This is a genomic window from Variovorax sp. Varisp41, from assembly GCF_047325085.1.
GTDB lineage: Bacteria > Pseudomonadota > Gammaproteobacteria > Burkholderiales > Burkholderiaceae_C > Variovorax.
On sequence record NZ_CP168540.1, the window covers coordinates 347,988 to 361,282 of the forward strand.

14 protein-coding genes are annotated in these 13,295 nt (G+C 70.9%); 8 read left to right on the plus strand and 6 right to left on the minus strand.

Going from position 1 to position 13,295, the window contains the following annotated elements; all coding sequences use genetic code 11:
• The first annotated feature begins 199 nt into the window (after window positions 1-199).
• Window positions 200-1,240 (plus strand): molybdopterin-dependent oxidoreductase, encoded by a 1,041-nt coding sequence (locus tag ACEN9J_RS01475; protein ID WP_413763091.1) that lies wholly within the window; start codon window positions 200-202, stop codon window positions 1,238-1,240.
• Window positions 1,241-1,264: 24 nt separating this feature from the next.
• Here ACEN9J_RS01475 and ACEN9J_RS01480 read toward each other — a convergent pair whose 3' ends face one another.
• The 3 genes from ACEN9J_RS01480 to ACEN9J_RS01490 all read right to left on the minus strand — a co-directional run bounded on the left by ACEN9J_RS01480 (window position 1,265) and on the right by ACEN9J_RS01490 (window position 5,225).
• Window positions 1,265-2,317: a M24 family metallopeptidase gene (locus tag ACEN9J_RS01480; protein WP_413763092.1), complete on the minus strand. Its 1,053-nt coding sequence runs from the start codon at window positions 2,315-2,317 to the stop codon at window positions 1,265-1,267.
• Complete coding sequence (locus tag ACEN9J_RS01485; protein ID WP_413763093.1) at window positions 2,314-3,216, minus strand: nitroreductase family protein; 903 nt, start codon at window positions 3,214-3,216, stop codon at window positions 2,314-2,316. Before ACEN9J_RS01485 ends, ACEN9J_RS01480 begins: the two co-directional genes overlap by 4 nt.
• A 110-nt stretch (window positions 3,217-3,326) precedes the next feature.
• A complete protein-coding gene (locus ACEN9J_RS01490) occupies window positions 3,327-5,225 on the minus strand; it encodes a sigma-54-dependent Fis family transcriptional regulator (RefSeq protein WP_413763094.1) in 1,899 nt (632 codons plus the stop codon).
• Between the two features lie 235 nt (window positions 5,226-5,460).
• Here ACEN9J_RS01490 and adh point away from each other — a divergent pair, with 235 nt between their 5' ends.
• From adh to ACEN9J_RS01515, 5 genes are all read left to right on the plus strand, one after another.
• The gene (adh, locus tag ACEN9J_RS01495; protein ID WP_413763095.1) at window positions 5,461-6,981 is read left to right on the plus strand and encodes an aldehyde dehydrogenase; all 1,521 of its coding nucleotides are present in this window, start codon (window positions 5,461-5,463) and stop codon (window positions 6,979-6,981) included.
• Window positions 6,982-7,060: 79 nt separating this feature from the next.
• Window positions 7,061-7,450 carry a DUF779 domain-containing protein gene (locus tag ACEN9J_RS01500; RefSeq protein WP_057597437.1) on the plus strand — a complete coding sequence of 130 codons (390 nt, stop codon included), beginning with the start codon at window positions 7,061-7,063 and terminating at the stop codon, window positions 7,448-7,450.
• A 119-nt stretch (window positions 7,451-7,569) separates the two neighbouring features.
• The gene (locus ACEN9J_RS01505) at window positions 7,570-8,916 is read left to right on the plus strand and encodes a DUF2325 domain-containing protein (protein WP_413763096.1); all 1,347 of its coding nucleotides are present in this window, start codon (window positions 7,570-7,572) and stop codon (window positions 8,914-8,916) included.
• A gap of 22 nt (window positions 8,917-8,938) precedes the next feature.
• The gene (locus ACEN9J_RS01510; protein WP_057597435.1) at window positions 8,939-9,862 is read left to right on the plus strand and encodes a LysR family transcriptional regulator; all 924 of its coding nucleotides are present in this window, start codon (window positions 8,939-8,941) and stop codon (window positions 9,860-9,862) included.
• 116 nt (window positions 9,863-9,978) lie between these two features.
• On the plus strand, window positions 9,979-10,188 hold the full coding sequence (locus ACEN9J_RS01515) for a TOBE domain-containing protein (protein WP_057597434.1): 210 nt from the start codon (window positions 9,979-9,981) through the stop codon (window positions 10,186-10,188).
• 27 nt (window positions 10,189-10,215) lie between these two features.
• Here ACEN9J_RS01515 and ACEN9J_RS01520 read toward each other — a convergent pair whose 3' ends face one another.
• The 3 genes from ACEN9J_RS01520 to ACEN9J_RS01530 all read right to left on the minus strand — a co-directional run bounded on the left by ACEN9J_RS01520 (window position 10,216) and on the right by ACEN9J_RS01530 (window position 11,715).
• Window positions 10,216-10,683: an ASCH domain-containing protein gene (locus ACEN9J_RS01520; RefSeq protein ID WP_413763097.1), complete on the minus strand. Its 468-nt coding sequence runs from the start codon at window positions 10,681-10,683 to the stop codon at window positions 10,216-10,218.
• A 124-nt stretch (window positions 10,684-10,807) separates the two neighbouring features.
• The gene (locus tag ACEN9J_RS01525; protein ID WP_172705439.1) at window positions 10,808-10,948 is read right to left on the minus strand and encodes a hypothetical protein; all 141 of its coding nucleotides are present in this window, start codon (window positions 10,946-10,948) and stop codon (window positions 10,808-10,810) included.
• Between the two features lie 164 nt (window positions 10,949-11,112).
• On the minus strand, window positions 11,113-11,715 hold the full coding sequence (locus ACEN9J_RS01530; protein WP_413763098.1) for a LuxR C-terminal-related transcriptional regulator: 603 nt from the start codon (window positions 11,713-11,715) through the stop codon (window positions 11,113-11,115).
• A 95-nt stretch (window positions 11,716-11,810) separates the two neighbouring features.
• On the opposite strand from ACEN9J_RS01530, the gene ACEN9J_RS01535 reads away from it, so the two are divergent.
• Together ACEN9J_RS01535 and ACEN9J_RS01540 are read left to right on the plus strand one after the other, a co-directional pair.
• Complete coding sequence (locus tag ACEN9J_RS01535) at window positions 11,811-12,611, plus strand: CoA transferase subunit A (protein ID WP_093344776.1); 801 nt, start codon at window positions 11,811-11,813, stop codon at window positions 12,609-12,611.
• Between the two features lies 1 nt (window position 12,612).
• Window positions 12,613-13,251: a 3-oxoacid CoA-transferase subunit B gene (locus ACEN9J_RS01540; protein ID WP_057595049.1), complete on the plus strand. Its 639-nt coding sequence runs from the start codon at window positions 12,613-12,615 to the stop codon at window positions 13,249-13,251.
• Window positions 13,252-13,295 lie beyond the last annotated feature (44 nt).

Here is a 13,295-nt window from a genome sequence, read left to right on the forward strand (position 1 = left end):
GGAAGTGAGGGCAAGGGCGAAGTCTCTCGCCTGATGAAGGGACGGGCAAGGGCGCACGCTGTTCAGTCGCGGCGGAGATCGGCCCTTCGCCGTATCCATACATGCACAGTGATGAATCGCATACGAATAGAGCTATTGGATTCGAATGAATTCGCTATGTAAGAATAAACATATCGAAAAACATGGAGACGAGGTGGATATGAAACATTGGTCCGCGGGCGTGATGTCCGGTCTGGTGGTGGTCGTGGTCGCCGGCTGCGGCGGTGGTGGCGATGGCGCGGTGTTCCTGCCGACCGTGCCGCCTCCCGCGCCCGCGCCGGCACCGCCATCTCCCCCTCCGCCGCCGCCGCCCGCGCCGCCGGCGCCCACGGTCAAGCTCGAGGGCGCCATCGACCGTCCCGCCGACTACGCCGAGGCCGACCTCGCCGCGCGCGCCGCCCTCACGCAGACGGTGAACTTCAACAGCGGCAGCACGCCGCAGACCCGCACCTACACCGGCACCAGCCTATGGTCGCTGCTGTCCGACGCGGGCCTCCAGGTCGACGCCACGCGCAAGAACGACCTGTTGAGCCGCCACGTGCTGGCCACCGGCGCCGACGGCTACCGCGTGGTGTTCGCGCTCGGCGAGCTGAGCCCCGACTTCGGCAACAAGCCGGCGATCGTGGCCTATGCCGAAACCACCGGCGCCGGCTCGGGGCCGCTGGCCGCGGCCGACGGGCCGTTCCGCGTCACCGCGCCGGGCGACATCAAGGGCGGGCGCTACGTCTCCCAACTCGTGCGGCTGCGGGTGCAGCCCTCGGCCGCCACCGCCGCCGGCACGGGCGGCGGGGTGTCCGCGAGCTTCGCGGTGTCGGGCGCGGTCACCACGCCGCTGAGCTTCGACCTCAAGGCGCTGCAGGCGATGGTGCCGGTCACCCAGACCGTGGGCGCCAACGTCTACACCGGCGTCAGCCTCTGGACGCTGCTCAACAGCCTGGGCCTGCGCCTGCCCGCGGGCAAGAACCCCAGCCTGTCGATGTATGCCGTGGCCACCGGCAGCGACGGCTACCGCGCCGCGGTTTCGCTCGGCGAGATCGATCCGGGCTTCGGCAACAAGGGCGCGCTCATCGCCTACGACATGAACGGCGCGGGGCTCGGCGCGAACGGCGTCGCGCGCCTCGTGGTGCCGGGCGAGGTCAAGCAGGGTCGCTCGGTGTCGAACCTGGTCGCGATCGAGGTGTTCGCGGCGGACACGCCCTGAGCGGCAGCCGCGCGCGCGCCAGCCTCAGCGGGGCTGGCCGCGCGCGTCGACATAGGCCCAGGCCTCGAGGCCCGAAGCGAGCCGCACCCGCTCGCGCCGGTAGTCCTCGACCTCGTAGGCATCCGACAGCGCGAGCTCGGCCGGCGTGATCGCGAACACCGCGCCGTCGACGCCGTCCTCGGCGCGGCCCGTGGGCACCACGATCGGATGATGGCTCTTGCCGCTGGTCGCGACCACGGCCGGATCGCGGATCGCGAGCCGCTCCAGGCGGTAGCCGGGCAACTGGTCGAGCCGGCCGGCCAGCAGCCGGCCGAAGGTGGCCATCTGCACCGATTGCAGCTGCAGCGTGCCGTACGAGAACAGTTGCTCCGTGGCTGCCCCGCCCGCGGCCGGCCGTGCCGCGTCGTCGGCGATCAGCAGGTCTTCGTAGAAGGCGCCGAAGGGCAGCGCGGGATGCGCGATCTGGATCTCGAGGATCCACAACCCGGTCGCGGGACAGAGGCCGAAATCGCCGAGCCGCCCGGCCTGGTAGATCGCATGCGGGAAGTCGCAGACGCGATGGCCCTTGATGTCGAGATTGAGGCGCCAGCCCATGGCCTGCGCGCGCTCGGCGGCGAAGGCATAGAGCGCCTGGCCGCTGAGCCGGTCGGCGCGCCAGCGCGCGGCGACCTCGTGCCACAGCGTGCGCGCGGCCTCGGCGCAGGCCGCCATCCGCGCGTCGTCGCCGACCACGAAGCTGTCGCCCGCGTCGCCCTCGTGGCCGTCCCAGACCGGACCGATGTCGATGAAGAAGATGTCGCGCTCGCCGAGCACGCGCGCCGGATCCGATGCCTCGCGGAAGGTCTTGAGCGTGTCCTCGCCGAAGCGCACGATGACCGGATGCCAGTTGCGCTCGATCTCCAGCTTCTGCAGGGTGGCGGTGGCGAGATCGCAGGCCTGCCGCTGCGTCATGCCCGGCCGCACGGCCGAGGCGATGCGGCGCACCGCGAGCTGCGACAGCGCGCGTGCGCGCTGCATGGCGGCCAGCGAGAAGTTCGTGCCAGTGGCTTCGGTGCGGCTTGTCGGGAGGGTGCTCATCGTGACGGGTCGGAGTGGGTGACGTCGGGGGAGGGCGTGGGCACGCCTGGCGGCGTCCAGGCCGACCAGACCTCGCCCGGCAGCGCGTGATCGCGCGCGGGCGGTGCCTCGGCCACGCTGCCGATGCTCACGAAGCCCGCGAGGAACTCCTCGGGACGCACGCCGAGTTCGGTGGCCAGCACCGGATCGAAGCAGCGCTCGCCGCTCAGCACGATCGCGCCGAAGCCCAGCTGGTGCGCGGCATTCAGCAGGTTGCCGAGCGCGGCGCCGGCGGCCAGCCACTGCTCGCGCGCCGGCACCCTGCTGCGCGCGCGCGGCACGACCACGAAGGCCAGCAGCGCGGGCGGGCGCGTCGCATGCTCGCGCGCGCGGCGCCGGTCGGAGGCAGAGGCCAGCGGATCGCGGCGCAGCTTCTCGGCCTCGAAGCGCTCGGCCAGCGCGGCGCGCTGCGCCTCGCGGAACTCGATCACGCGCCAGGGATGCAGGCCGCCATGGTCGGGCGCGCGCAATGCCGCCTGCAGCATCGCGTCGATGTGCTCGGCCGTGGGCGCGGGCGGGCGCAGCCGCTTGGGCGAGACCGAGCGGCGCTCGAGCAGCGGCGCCAGCGCGGCCTCGGTGCGCGAGGCCTGGAGTTCTTGCCGCAGGGCCTCGCTCTGCGCGAGAAAGCCGCGCGCCCAGGCCAGCACCTGCTCGCCCTGCGGCGTGAAGCCCTCGAAGCGCTGGCTGCGCTCGACGGACGGCTCGGAGGTGCGCAGCAAGGCATGGCCGTACTCGGCCTCGAGCGCCTGGAGGGCCTGCGCGAACTCGGCCGGCGACATGGGGCGGGCCGGGGCCGCGCGGCCCAGGTGGCGCTCGTCGGCGAGCGCGAGCAGGCCGTGGAGAGGGGTGGTGCTGATCATGGGGAACACGGAAGCGTGGAGGGGGCAGCGGATGGACAGCGAGCGATACGCTATATTTTAAAAAACATAACGAAAGGCGTGGCGCGCGCGGGGAATCTACCTGCCGCCGTTCAGTCCGCCGGCCGCCGGCCGCGCTCGCGCGCCAGGTGCCGGTAGACCGTGCTGCGGTGGATGCCGAGCCGGCGCGAGGCCTCGGCCACGTCGTGCCCGCAGTCCTGCAGCGCCTGCGCGATCGCCTGGCGCGTGATGGTCACGAGCGGCGGTGGGCTGCCGAAGGCGGGGTTCGCACCGTCCCGGACGGAGGCGGCCGCCGTCGCGGGCATCGCGCGCAGGCTCGCCGGCAGCGCATCGACCCCGACCGCGTCGCCGGGCTCGGCCAGCGCGACCATCGAGCGCAGCACGCTGCGCAGTTCGCGCACGTTGCCGGGCCAGGGGCAGGCCGCGAGCGCCTCGAGCGCCTCGTCCTCCAGCCGCAGCTCGCGCGCGGCGCCGCCCGACTCGAGGAACAGCCGCGCGATCAGCGCATGCCGGTCGGCGCGCTCGCGCAGCGGCGGCAGCGCCACGGTGAAGCCGGCCACGCGGTACATCAGGTCGGCGCGAAAGCGACCGGCCGCCACCAGCGCCGGCAGGTCGCCGTGCGTGGCGCAGGCCAGGTCGAAATCCACCGCCACGCCCTGGCCGCCGCCGAGCGGGCGCACCGTGCGCTCCTCGAGCACGCGCAACAGCCGCGTCTGCAGTGCCAGCGGCATCTCCGCGATCTCGTCGAGGAACAGCATGCCGCCATGCGCCTCGCGGATGCGGCCCGGCGCGCCGCGGCGGCGGGCGCCCGTGAAGGCGCCGTCCTCGTAGCCGAACAGCTCGGCCTCGATCAGGGTCTCGGGCAGCGAGGCGCAGTCGACCGCGACGAAGGGCCCCGCGCTGCGCCGGCTCGCGGCATGCAGCCGGCGCGCGAACACCTCCTTGCCGCTGCCGGTCTCGCCGTTCACCAGCACCGGCACGCCCTGGTTCAGCACCCGTACCGCGCGCTCGAGCAGCGGCTGCACGTCGTCGGGCGGCGGCGCGGCGGCCGAATCCTCGGGCGTGCATTGGCGCCGCGCGCCGCGCGACAGCGTTTCGCCGGGCCGGGTCGAGCGTTCGAGCACGGTCGCGATCTGGCGGCCGCCCGGCAGCGTGAGCAGGCTGCGGCGGCGCTCCATGCGTGCCCAGTCGCGGCCGAGGAAGGTGGCGGCATCGAGGTCGAGCAGCTCCTGCCACGAGCGCCCGAACAGCTCGAGGGCCACGTGGTTGGCCGCGACGATGCGGCCGTCGGCGATCACCATCAGGCCTTCGCGCGCGGTGCCGATCAGCGAGGGCCGCGGATGGAAGCGCAGCAGGTGGCCGCTGGCCTCGCTGAGCATCATGCGGTGGCCGACCTGCTGCGCCGCCATGCGCACCAGCCCGAGCGCATGGCTGTTGACGCGCACCGTCTCGCCCGAGATATCGAGCGCGCCCGCCACCTCGCCGCGGCCGGTGAAGATCGGCGCCGCCGCGCAGCCCAGCGTGCCGTTGCGCGCCAGGTAGTGCTCGCCGCCGAGCACCATCAGCGCCTCGCGCTCGGCCAGCGCGGTGCCGATGGCGTTGGTGCCGCGCTGATGCTCCGACCAGCCGGCGCCCGGCCGCAGCGCGAGGCGCTCGGCCTTGGGCAGGAAGTCGGGGCTGCCGATCTCGTCGAGGATCAGGCCGCTGGCGTCCGACAGCACCACCACGCAGCCGTTGCCGGTGGCGTGCTCGGCCAGTCCGTCGAGCTCGGGCTGGGCGCAGTCGAGCAGCCGCATCGCCTGCTCGCGCCGCTCGCGCAGCAGCGCCAGCGCCATCGGCTCGCAGTCGCCGCCGCGCGGATCGACCGGCCGGCTGCGGCGCCACGAACGCGAGATGTGCGGCGCGATCCAGGGCTCCGGGTCGCGGCCCTGCACGAAGAAGAGCTCCCGGGCCTGTTCCACCTGCGACGAGGGCGATTGCGAGTCGGTCATCCACGGCTCCAGTCGGTTCGGGGTGCGCGCCGGTTCGCACCGGTTCGCTTTTCGCGACATGCTAACCGTCGTGTTCGCACGGATATGTCGCAGATTGCGAAAGAAAACCCTTGCGACAGGGCCTTGCCCTGGGCCGGCATGCTGGGGATTTCACCGAGGCCGGCGGGTACGGGCCTTGCAGATCTTCGTGCGGGACGCCGCATGTCGCGGCGCCGTCAACGCAATGGAGACACGCATGGACATGCTCGAACCGGGCAAATTCGGTACCACGGTGCCGTTCAAAAAGCGCTATGGCAACTACATCGGCGGCGAATGGGTCGCGCCGGTGGACAACCAGTACTTCGAGAACATCACGCCGGTGACCGGCCAGGTCTTCTGCGAGGTGCCGCGCTCGAGCGCCGCCGACATCGACCGCGCGCTCGACGCGGCGCACAAGGCCAAGACCGCCTGGGGCCGCACCTCGACCACCGAGCGCGCGAACATCCTCAACCGCATCGCCGACCGCATGCAGGAGAACCTGGCCGTGCTCGCGGCCGCCGAGACCTGGGACAACGGCAAGCCGATCCGCGAGACCACCGCGGCCGATCTGCCGCTGGCGGTCGACCACTTCCGCTACTTCGCCTCCTGCATCCGCTCGCAGGAAGGCGGCATCAGCGAGATCGACCACGAGACCTTCGCCTACCACTTCCACGAGCCGATCGGCGTGGTCGGCCAGATCATCCCGTGGAACTTCCCGATCCTGATGGCGGTGTGGAAGCTCGCGCCCGCGCTCGCGGCCGGCAACTGCGTGGTAATCAAGCCGGCCGAGCAGACGCCGGTGTCGATCCTGGTGCTGATGGAGATCGTCGGCGACCTGCTGCCGCCGGGCGTGGTCAACGTGGTCAACGGCTTCGGCGTGGAAGCTGGCAAGCCGCTGGCCTCGAGCAACCGCATCGGCAAGATCGCCTTCACCGGCGAAACCACCACGGGCCGGCTGATCTCGCAGTACGCGAGCCAGAACCTGATCCCCGTCACGCTCGAGCTCGGCGGCAAGTCGCCCAACATCTTCTTCGAGGACGTGATGGAGAAGGACGACGCCTTCTTCGACAAGGCGCTCGAGGGCTTCGCGATGTTCGCGCTCAACCAGGGCGAGGTCTGCACCTGCCCCTCGCGCGCGCTGATCCAGGAGTCGATCTACGACCGCTTCATGGAGCGCGCGTTGAAGCGCGTGGCCGCGATCCGCCAGGGCAGTCCGCTCGAGATGGAGACCATGATCGGCGCGCAGGCCTCGAGCGAGCAGCTCGAGAAGATCCTCTCGTACCTCGACATCGGCCGGCAGGAGGGCGCGCAGGTGCTGATCGGCGGCGAACGCAACGCGCTCGGGGGCGACCTCAAGGACGGCTACTACGTGAAGCCGACCGTGTTCAAGGGCCACAACAAGATGCGCATCTTCCAGGAGGAGATCTTCGGCCCGGTGGTCTCGGTCACCACCTTCAAGGACGAGGAGGAGGCACTGGCGATCGCCAACGACACGCTCTACGGCCTGGGCGCCGGCGTCTGGAGCCGCGACATGAACCGCGCCTTCCGCATGGGCCGCGGCATCCAGGCCGGCCGCGTGTGGACCAACTGCTACCACCACTACCCGGCGCATGCGGCCTTCGGCGGCTACAAGCAGTCGGGCATCGGCCGCGAGAACCACCGCATGATGCTCGACCACTACCAGCAGACCAAGAACCTGCTGGTGAGCTACAGCGAGAACAAGCTCGGCTTCTTCTGATCCCTGCCGCAAGGCACGCCCCGCGCGGCCCGAGACGGGACGCGCGGGGCGTTCGTGCATCCCCGAAGGAAGGCTTTCCATGACACAAGAAGTCCCGCGCGTGACCGCGACCGACGCGGCGCTGGCGCTGATCGACAGGCTTGCCGCGAAGCACGGCGCGCTGATGTTCCACCAGTCGGGCGGCTGCTGCGACGGCAGCGCGCCCATGTGCTATGCCCAGGGCGAGTTCATCGTCGGCGACTACGACCGGCTGCTGGGCCACATCGGCGGCATGCCGTTCTACATCAGCGGACCGCAGTTCGAGTACTGGCAGCACACGCAGCTGATCATCGACGTGGTGCCGGGGCGCGGCGGCATGTTCTCGCTCGAGGGGCCCGAGGGCGTGCGCTTCCTGACCCGCTCGCGGCTGTTCACCGACGAGGAATGGGCCGTGCTCGAGGCGCGCGAGCGCGACGGCGTCAAGACCTGAGCCTGCCCGCGCCGCGGCAGCCTTCCGGCGGGCGAAAAGCCCGCCGCTTGGCTTTCGTTATGTTGCGTCGTATATTGCGGTGTCGTTTTCGCCAGACCGCGCCTTCGCGCGCCCCGCCGATGCAGCAGCCGCCTTTCCGCCTTCTCGCCGCCGCCGATGCCGCGCTCACGCGCGTCGATCGCGCCGATTCGCCGCTGCGCTATGCCGCCGTGGAATGCTGCGCCACGCCCGAACCCGAGGCGCCGGAGGCCGCCGTGGCCGGCCGTGCGAGGCTGGCGGACCTCGACCACCACCTCCATTGCTCGGTGATCGGCACCTGCCTGAGCACCGCCGAGCTGCGCAAGCTGATGGCGCGCTTCGCCGACGTGAAGGGCGCCAGCGACCTCGACATCCACCACGACGCGGTGCGGCTGACCTCGCACGAGCCGCAGGTCGCGAAGGCGCTGCAGAAGGCGCTCGACCACCGGCATGCGCCGGCGCTGCAGCGCACCGCGAAGCTGGCCGATGCCGAAGCCCTGACCGCCTACTGGGACGAGTCGCTGCACCAGGGCGAGGTGCCCGGCGCCTACTGGGCCGTGCTGACGCACCGCAAGACCACGCCCGCGCTGCGCCAGCGCGTGTTCGGCGACGTCCACATGCTCTCGCACCTGGTCGGCGCGGCCAATCGCGCCGACATCCGCCGGCTGGTGGCGCTGGAGCGCGACAACGCCGAGCTGCGCGAGAAGCTCGACCGCCAGCAGCTGCGCTCGCAGGAACTGGTGGAGGAGCGGGACCGGCAGATCGCGGCGCTGCGGCGCGAGCTGATCGAGGCCACGGCCGCCGCGGCCCCCGACCGGCAGGAGCGGGTGGAGGAGACCGACCGGAGCGAGAAGGCGGCCGCGCTGATCGCGCTGCAGACCGCGCGCCGCGAACGTGCCGAGCAGACCGCCGCCGCCGCGCAGGCCGAGGCGGCGCAGCTCGCCGAGACGCTCGAGCATCTGCGCCGCCACACCCAGGCGCTGGGCCGCGAGCTCGGGGCCGCCGAGCTGCAGTTGCGGCTCAACGCGGACGATGGCGGGCGCAACGACCAGTCGGTGCAGCTCGACGCGCAGCTGCAGGGTCGCCGCATCCTCTACGTGGGCGGCCGGCCCAGCACCTATCCGGCGATCCGCGACCTCGTGTTGCGCCATGGCGGGGAATTCCGGCGCCACGGCGGCGGCCTCGAGGACCGCGCGGGCCTGCTGGCCGCGGCCGTGTCCTGGGCCCACGTGGTGGTCTTTCCGGTCGACTGCATCGACCACGAATCGGTGGACAACCTCAAGCGGCTGTGCACGCGCCAGCAGGTGCGCTACCTGCCGCTGCGCAGCGCGGGCATCGGCTGCTTCGCCGCGGCCTTCTCGGGGCCGGCGGAAGGCACGCAGGCACAGGGCGAGGGCAGGGAGGACGGGCCGTCCGGCACGTCGCCGATCTGCCCGCGGCACGGCTGAGCCGGGCGCGCGCCTCGCCCCGATGTTCATCCGCCAGCTGAACTACGTCGTCGCGCTCGCGCGCGAACAGCACTTCGGCCGCGCCGCCGCCGCCTGCAACGTCTCGCAGCCCGCGCTCTCGGGCGCCATCCGCAGCATCGAGGAAGAGCTGGGCGTGGTCATCGTGCAGCGCGGCCGGCGCTTCGAGGGCTTCACGGCCGACGGCGAGCGCGTGCTGGCCTGGGCGCGCCGCGTGCTCGCCGACTGCGAGGGCCTGCGGCAGGAGGCGCGCGCCGGCGGCAACGATCCCGTGGGCGTGCTGCGCATGGGCGCGATCCCGGCCGCGCTGCCGCTGGTGCCGCGGCTTACGCAGGACTGCCTGCGCCGGCATCCGCGGCTCAAGCACGAGGTCTACACGCTGTCGGCCGCCGAGATCCTGCGCAAGATCGCCGACTTCGAGCTCGACATCGGCCTGAGCTACCTCGACGACGACCGGCTCGGTGCCTTCCAGACCCTGCCCGTGTTCCGCGAGCGCTATGTGCTGGTGGCGGCCGACGAAGCCATGTTCGAGGGCGCGGCCTCGATGTCGTGGGCCGACGCCGCGAGCCTGCCGCTGTGCCTGTTCACCACCAACATGCAGTGCCGCCGCGGCATGGACGCGGCCTTCGCCGCCGCGGGCGTGAAGGCCGTGCCGCAGGTCGAGACCGACTCGATGACGGTGCTCTACGCGCACGTGCGCCAGGCCGGCCTCTGCGGCATCCTGCCGCACAGCGTGCTGTGCCTGGCCGAGGGCGCCGAGCAGCTGCGCTGGCGGCCGATGTCGCCGCAACTGCAGCGCGACATCGGCCTGGTGGTGCTGGCGCAGCAGCCGCATGGAGCGGTGCTCGATGCCGCGCTGCGCAGCTTTCGCGACCTCGACCTGCAGGGGTGGGTCGACGGGTTGCTCGGCGCGCTGCCGGCCTCCTGAAGCGCGCGGCGTACCGGTCGGTGCCGGGCCGAGGACGGGCACGCTACCATGCCTCGCGCCCCGGCGACGCGCATCGCGGCCGCCCCGGGGGCTTTCACACCCAACCAGGAGCATTCATGAAGATCAGCGCACGCAACGTCCTTTCGGGCAAGGTCATTTCCATCGTCCGCGGCCCCGTCAGCACCGAGGTCACGCTCGAGATCGCGCCGGGCATCCAGATCGTCTCGACGATCACCAGCAATTCGGCCGATTCGCTCAAGCTGGCCGAAGGGCAGACGGCCTATGCGGTGATCAAGGCCTCGAGCGTGATGGTCGGCACCGACTGAGGTGCCGCGGCGCACGGCGCGCATCGCTCAGTCGCGCCAGACCATCTCGAAGGTCTCGCACAGCACCGGCATGCGCATGTCTGGCGTGCGGTCGATGCGCTCGCACTCGCCGCTGAAGTACTGCCAGTGGCCTTCGCGCCAGTAGCGCAGCGAACCGTCGCCCTCGGCCTCGACCGCCGCGAAGTCCGCGCCGACCTCCTCGAAGGGCATCACCACCACCGCGCGCGTCTCGATCACGCACAGCGGCCGGCCGTGCCAGTCGGTCACCACGCTGAGATTGCCGGGACGCGGCCGCGGGCGGCCCGTGGCGGCGAAGGACCATTCGAGGCTCGCGGTGCCGCGCTTGCGGCCCTCGAGCACGAGTTGCGCGAGCTCGGTGGCGCCGGCCTCGTTGTCGTCGAAGTGGAAGGCTTCGCAGAAGCGCGAAGCGGCCTCACTGCCGAGGGCGGCCTCGAAGCGTTGCCAGAAGGGAAGGATCTCGTCGGGAATCGCCATGCGCGTGCCTGCCAAAGGGCGCAGAGCATAGCGAAGAATGAGCGCTGAATGAGGGACGCCGTGGGCGCATCGTGCGATGCGTGGGGCGCGGCGCCCCTCGTTCAGCCCTGGCAGGGTGCCAGGGTCAGGCGCGCACGCCGAGCACCGACAGGATGACGGCGGCCAGCGTCAGCGCGACCGGTGCCTTGTGCACGGCGAGCACATGGGCATGCGCGGCCAGGCGCGATTGCAGAAGGGCCTTTTCGGAATGAAGGGCTGTGGTCATGAGACGACTCCTTGAACAGTGACGCGGACACCGTGTCCGCATGACTGCAACGATAGTCCTGCGACAGCGCCGTGGTTCGTGCCTTTCATCGACACGGCGTTTCCGTTTCGGCAACGATCGAAGGGAACCTCCGCGGTCACGGCGCGATCCGCGCGGCGCGCCGGTCAGCCAGCGATCAGCTTCTGCACCAGCTCCGCCGTGGTAGCGGCCGCGTACTTGCGCATCAGCCGCGCTCGGTGCAGTTCCACCGTGCGGTGGCTGATGCCCAGTGCCTTGCCGATCTCCTTCGAGGTCAGGCCGCGCATCACCTGGGCCGCCACCTCGCGCTCGCGCGGCGTGAGCTGGGCCTTGGTCGCGCGGCGCGAGCCCAGGTCCTCGAAGGTCCAGATGCCCGACTCGTGCGGGATGGCGCGGTTCATCGCATGGCCGGTGACATGGCACCAGAAGGTCTCGCCCGCGATCGCGCCGTGCAGGTTGCCGAGGCGGCGCATCATGCGGTTGTCGGCGTAATGCCCGCTGGCATTCATGATCGGCTCCATGCGCTTGCCGATGCGCTCGAACTCGGCGAGGCTGGGGTAGAGGATGCTGAACGAATGCCCCACCAGCGCGGAGGGCGTTGCGCCGAAGATCTCGCACACGCGCCGGTTGCAGGCCACGATGGCGCGGTGGCGCGACACCACCATCCCGACCGGGGCGTGCTCGAAGGCCAGCCGGTAGTCGATGTCGGGCGTTGCCGCCTCAGCCTTGCGATCGGTCGTCTCCTGCATCGGGGGTCACCATTACGAAATACTACGTATGCGGGTACGTAGTATCGTTCAGGGCTTTCCCACCCACTCTCGACACAGCCAATCAAGGAGCACGAGTGAACAAGATCTATCCCTCCGCCGAGGCGGCGCTCAAGGGGGTCGTGGCCGACGGGCAGATGCTCGCGGTCGGCGGCTTCGGCCTGTGCGGCATTCCCGAGGCGCTCATCGAGGCGCTCAAGGATTCCGGCGCGCAGAACCTCACCGTGATCTCGAACAACGCGGGCGTCGACGGCTTCGGCCTCGGCAAGCTGCTCGAGACGCGCCAGATCAAGAAGATGATCGCCTCCTACGTGGGCGAGAACAAGGAATTCGAACGCCAGTACCTGGCGGGCGAGCTCGCGCTGGAATTCACGCCCCAGGGCACGCTGGCCGAGAAGCTGCGCGCCGGCGGCGCCGGCATCCCGGCCTTCTTCACCAAGACCGGCGTGGGCACGCAGGTCGCCGAGGGCAAGGAACTGCGCGAGTTCGACGGCGAGACCTACGTGATGGAGCATTCGCTGGTGCCCGACGTGGCGCTGGTCAAGGCCGACGTGGCCGACAAGTCGGGCAACCTGCGCTTCCGCCTGACGGCGCGCAACTTCAATCCCGCGGCCGCGATGGCCGGCAAGATCTGCATCGTCGAGGTCGAGAAGATCGTCGAGGTGGGCGAGCTGGCCCCAGACGACATCCACCTGCCGGGCATCTACGTGCACCGCCTGGTGCTCAACGCCACGCCCGAGAAGCGCATCGAGAAGCGCACCGTGAGCGCCGGCGTGGATGCCGCGGCCGCCAAGGTCGAGGCCCAGACGGCCATCGCCCAGGCCGCCGCCGGCAGCGAAGTGCCCGCGAAGGTCGTCAACAAGAAAGAAGGAGCCTGAGATGCCCTGGACCCAAGACCAGATGGCGGCGCGCGCCGCGCAAGAGCTGGAAGACGGCTTCTACGTCAACCTCGGCATCGGCATCCCGACGCTGGTGGCCAACCACACGGGCACCAAGGAAGTCTGGCTGCAGAGCGAGAACGGCATGCTGGGCATCGGCCCGTTCCCGACCGAGGACCAGGTCGACGCCGACCTGATCAACGCCGGCAAGCAGACCGTCACCACACTGCCGGGCTCGGCCATCTTCGGCAGCCACGACAGCTTCGCGATGATCCGCGGCGGCAAGATCAACCTCTCGATCCTCGGCGCGATGCAGGTGAGCACCCAGGGCGACCTCGCCAACTGGATGATCCCCGGCAAGATGGTCAAGGGCATGGGCGGCGCGATGGACCTGGTGGCCGGCGTGAAGCGCGTGATCGTGCTGATGGAACACGTGGCCAAGAAGAAGGACGGCACCGAGGACTTCAAGATCCTCGAGAAGTGCACCCTGCCGCTGACCGGCGTGGGCGTGGTCGACCGCATCATCACCGACCTCGCCGTGATGGACGTGGTGCCCGAGGGCCTCAAGGTGATCGAGCTCGCGCCCGGCGTGAGCTTCGACGCGCTGCAGGCCAAGACCGGCGCCAAGCTGATCCAGTAAGGCGAAGGCCGCAACGACGAACGAAGGGCAGGGCCGCGCGAGCG

Coding starts and splice junctions, on each gene's coding strand:
- ACEN9J_RS01490 (WP_413763094.1), bottom strand. CDS start 5,225: ATGACCGACTCGCAATCGCCCTCGTCGCAGGTGGAACAGGCCCGGGAG.
- ACEN9J_RS01500 (WP_057597437.1), top strand. CDS start 7,061: ATGACACAAGAAGTCCCGCGCGTGACCGCGACCGACGCGGCGCTGGCG.
- ACEN9J_RS01530 (WP_413763098.1), bottom strand. CDS start 11,715: ATGCAGGAGACGACCGATCGCAAGGCTGAGGCGGCAACGCCCGACATC.
- ACEN9J_RS01475 (WP_413763091.1), top strand. CDS start 200: ATGAAACATTGGTCCGCGGGCGTGATGTCCGGTCTGGTGGTGGTCGTG.
- ACEN9J_RS01520 (WP_413763097.1), bottom strand. CDS start 10,683: ATGGCGATTCCCGACGAGATCCTTCCCTTCTGGCAACGCTTCGAGGCC.
- ACEN9J_RS01510 (WP_057597435.1), top strand. CDS start 8,939: ATGTTCATCCGCCAGCTGAACTACGTCGTCGCGCTCGCGCGCGAACAG.
- adh (WP_413763095.1), top strand. CDS start 5,461: ATGGACATGCTCGAACCGGGCAAATTCGGTACCACGGTGCCGTTCAAA.
- ACEN9J_RS01480 (WP_413763092.1), bottom strand. CDS start 2,317: ATGAGCACCCTCCCGACAAGCCGCACCGAAGCCACTGGCACGAACTTC.
- ACEN9J_RS01505 (WP_413763096.1), top strand. CDS start 7,570: ATGCAGCAGCCGCCTTTCCGCCTTCTCGCCGCCGCCGATGCCGCGCTC.
- ACEN9J_RS01515 (WP_057597434.1), top strand. CDS start 9,979: ATGAAGATCAGCGCACGCAACGTCCTTTCGGGCAAGGTCATTTCCATC.
- ACEN9J_RS01485 (WP_413763093.1), bottom strand. CDS start 3,216: ATGATCAGCACCACCCCTCTCCACGGCCTGCTCGCGCTCGCCGACGAG.
- ACEN9J_RS01525 (WP_172705439.1), bottom strand. CDS start 10,948: ATGACCACAGCCCTTCATTCCGAAAAGGCCCTTCTGCAATCGCGCCTG.
- ACEN9J_RS01540 (WP_057595049.1), top strand. CDS start 12,613: ATGCCCTGGACCCAAGACCAGATGGCGGCGCGCGCCGCGCAAGAGCTG.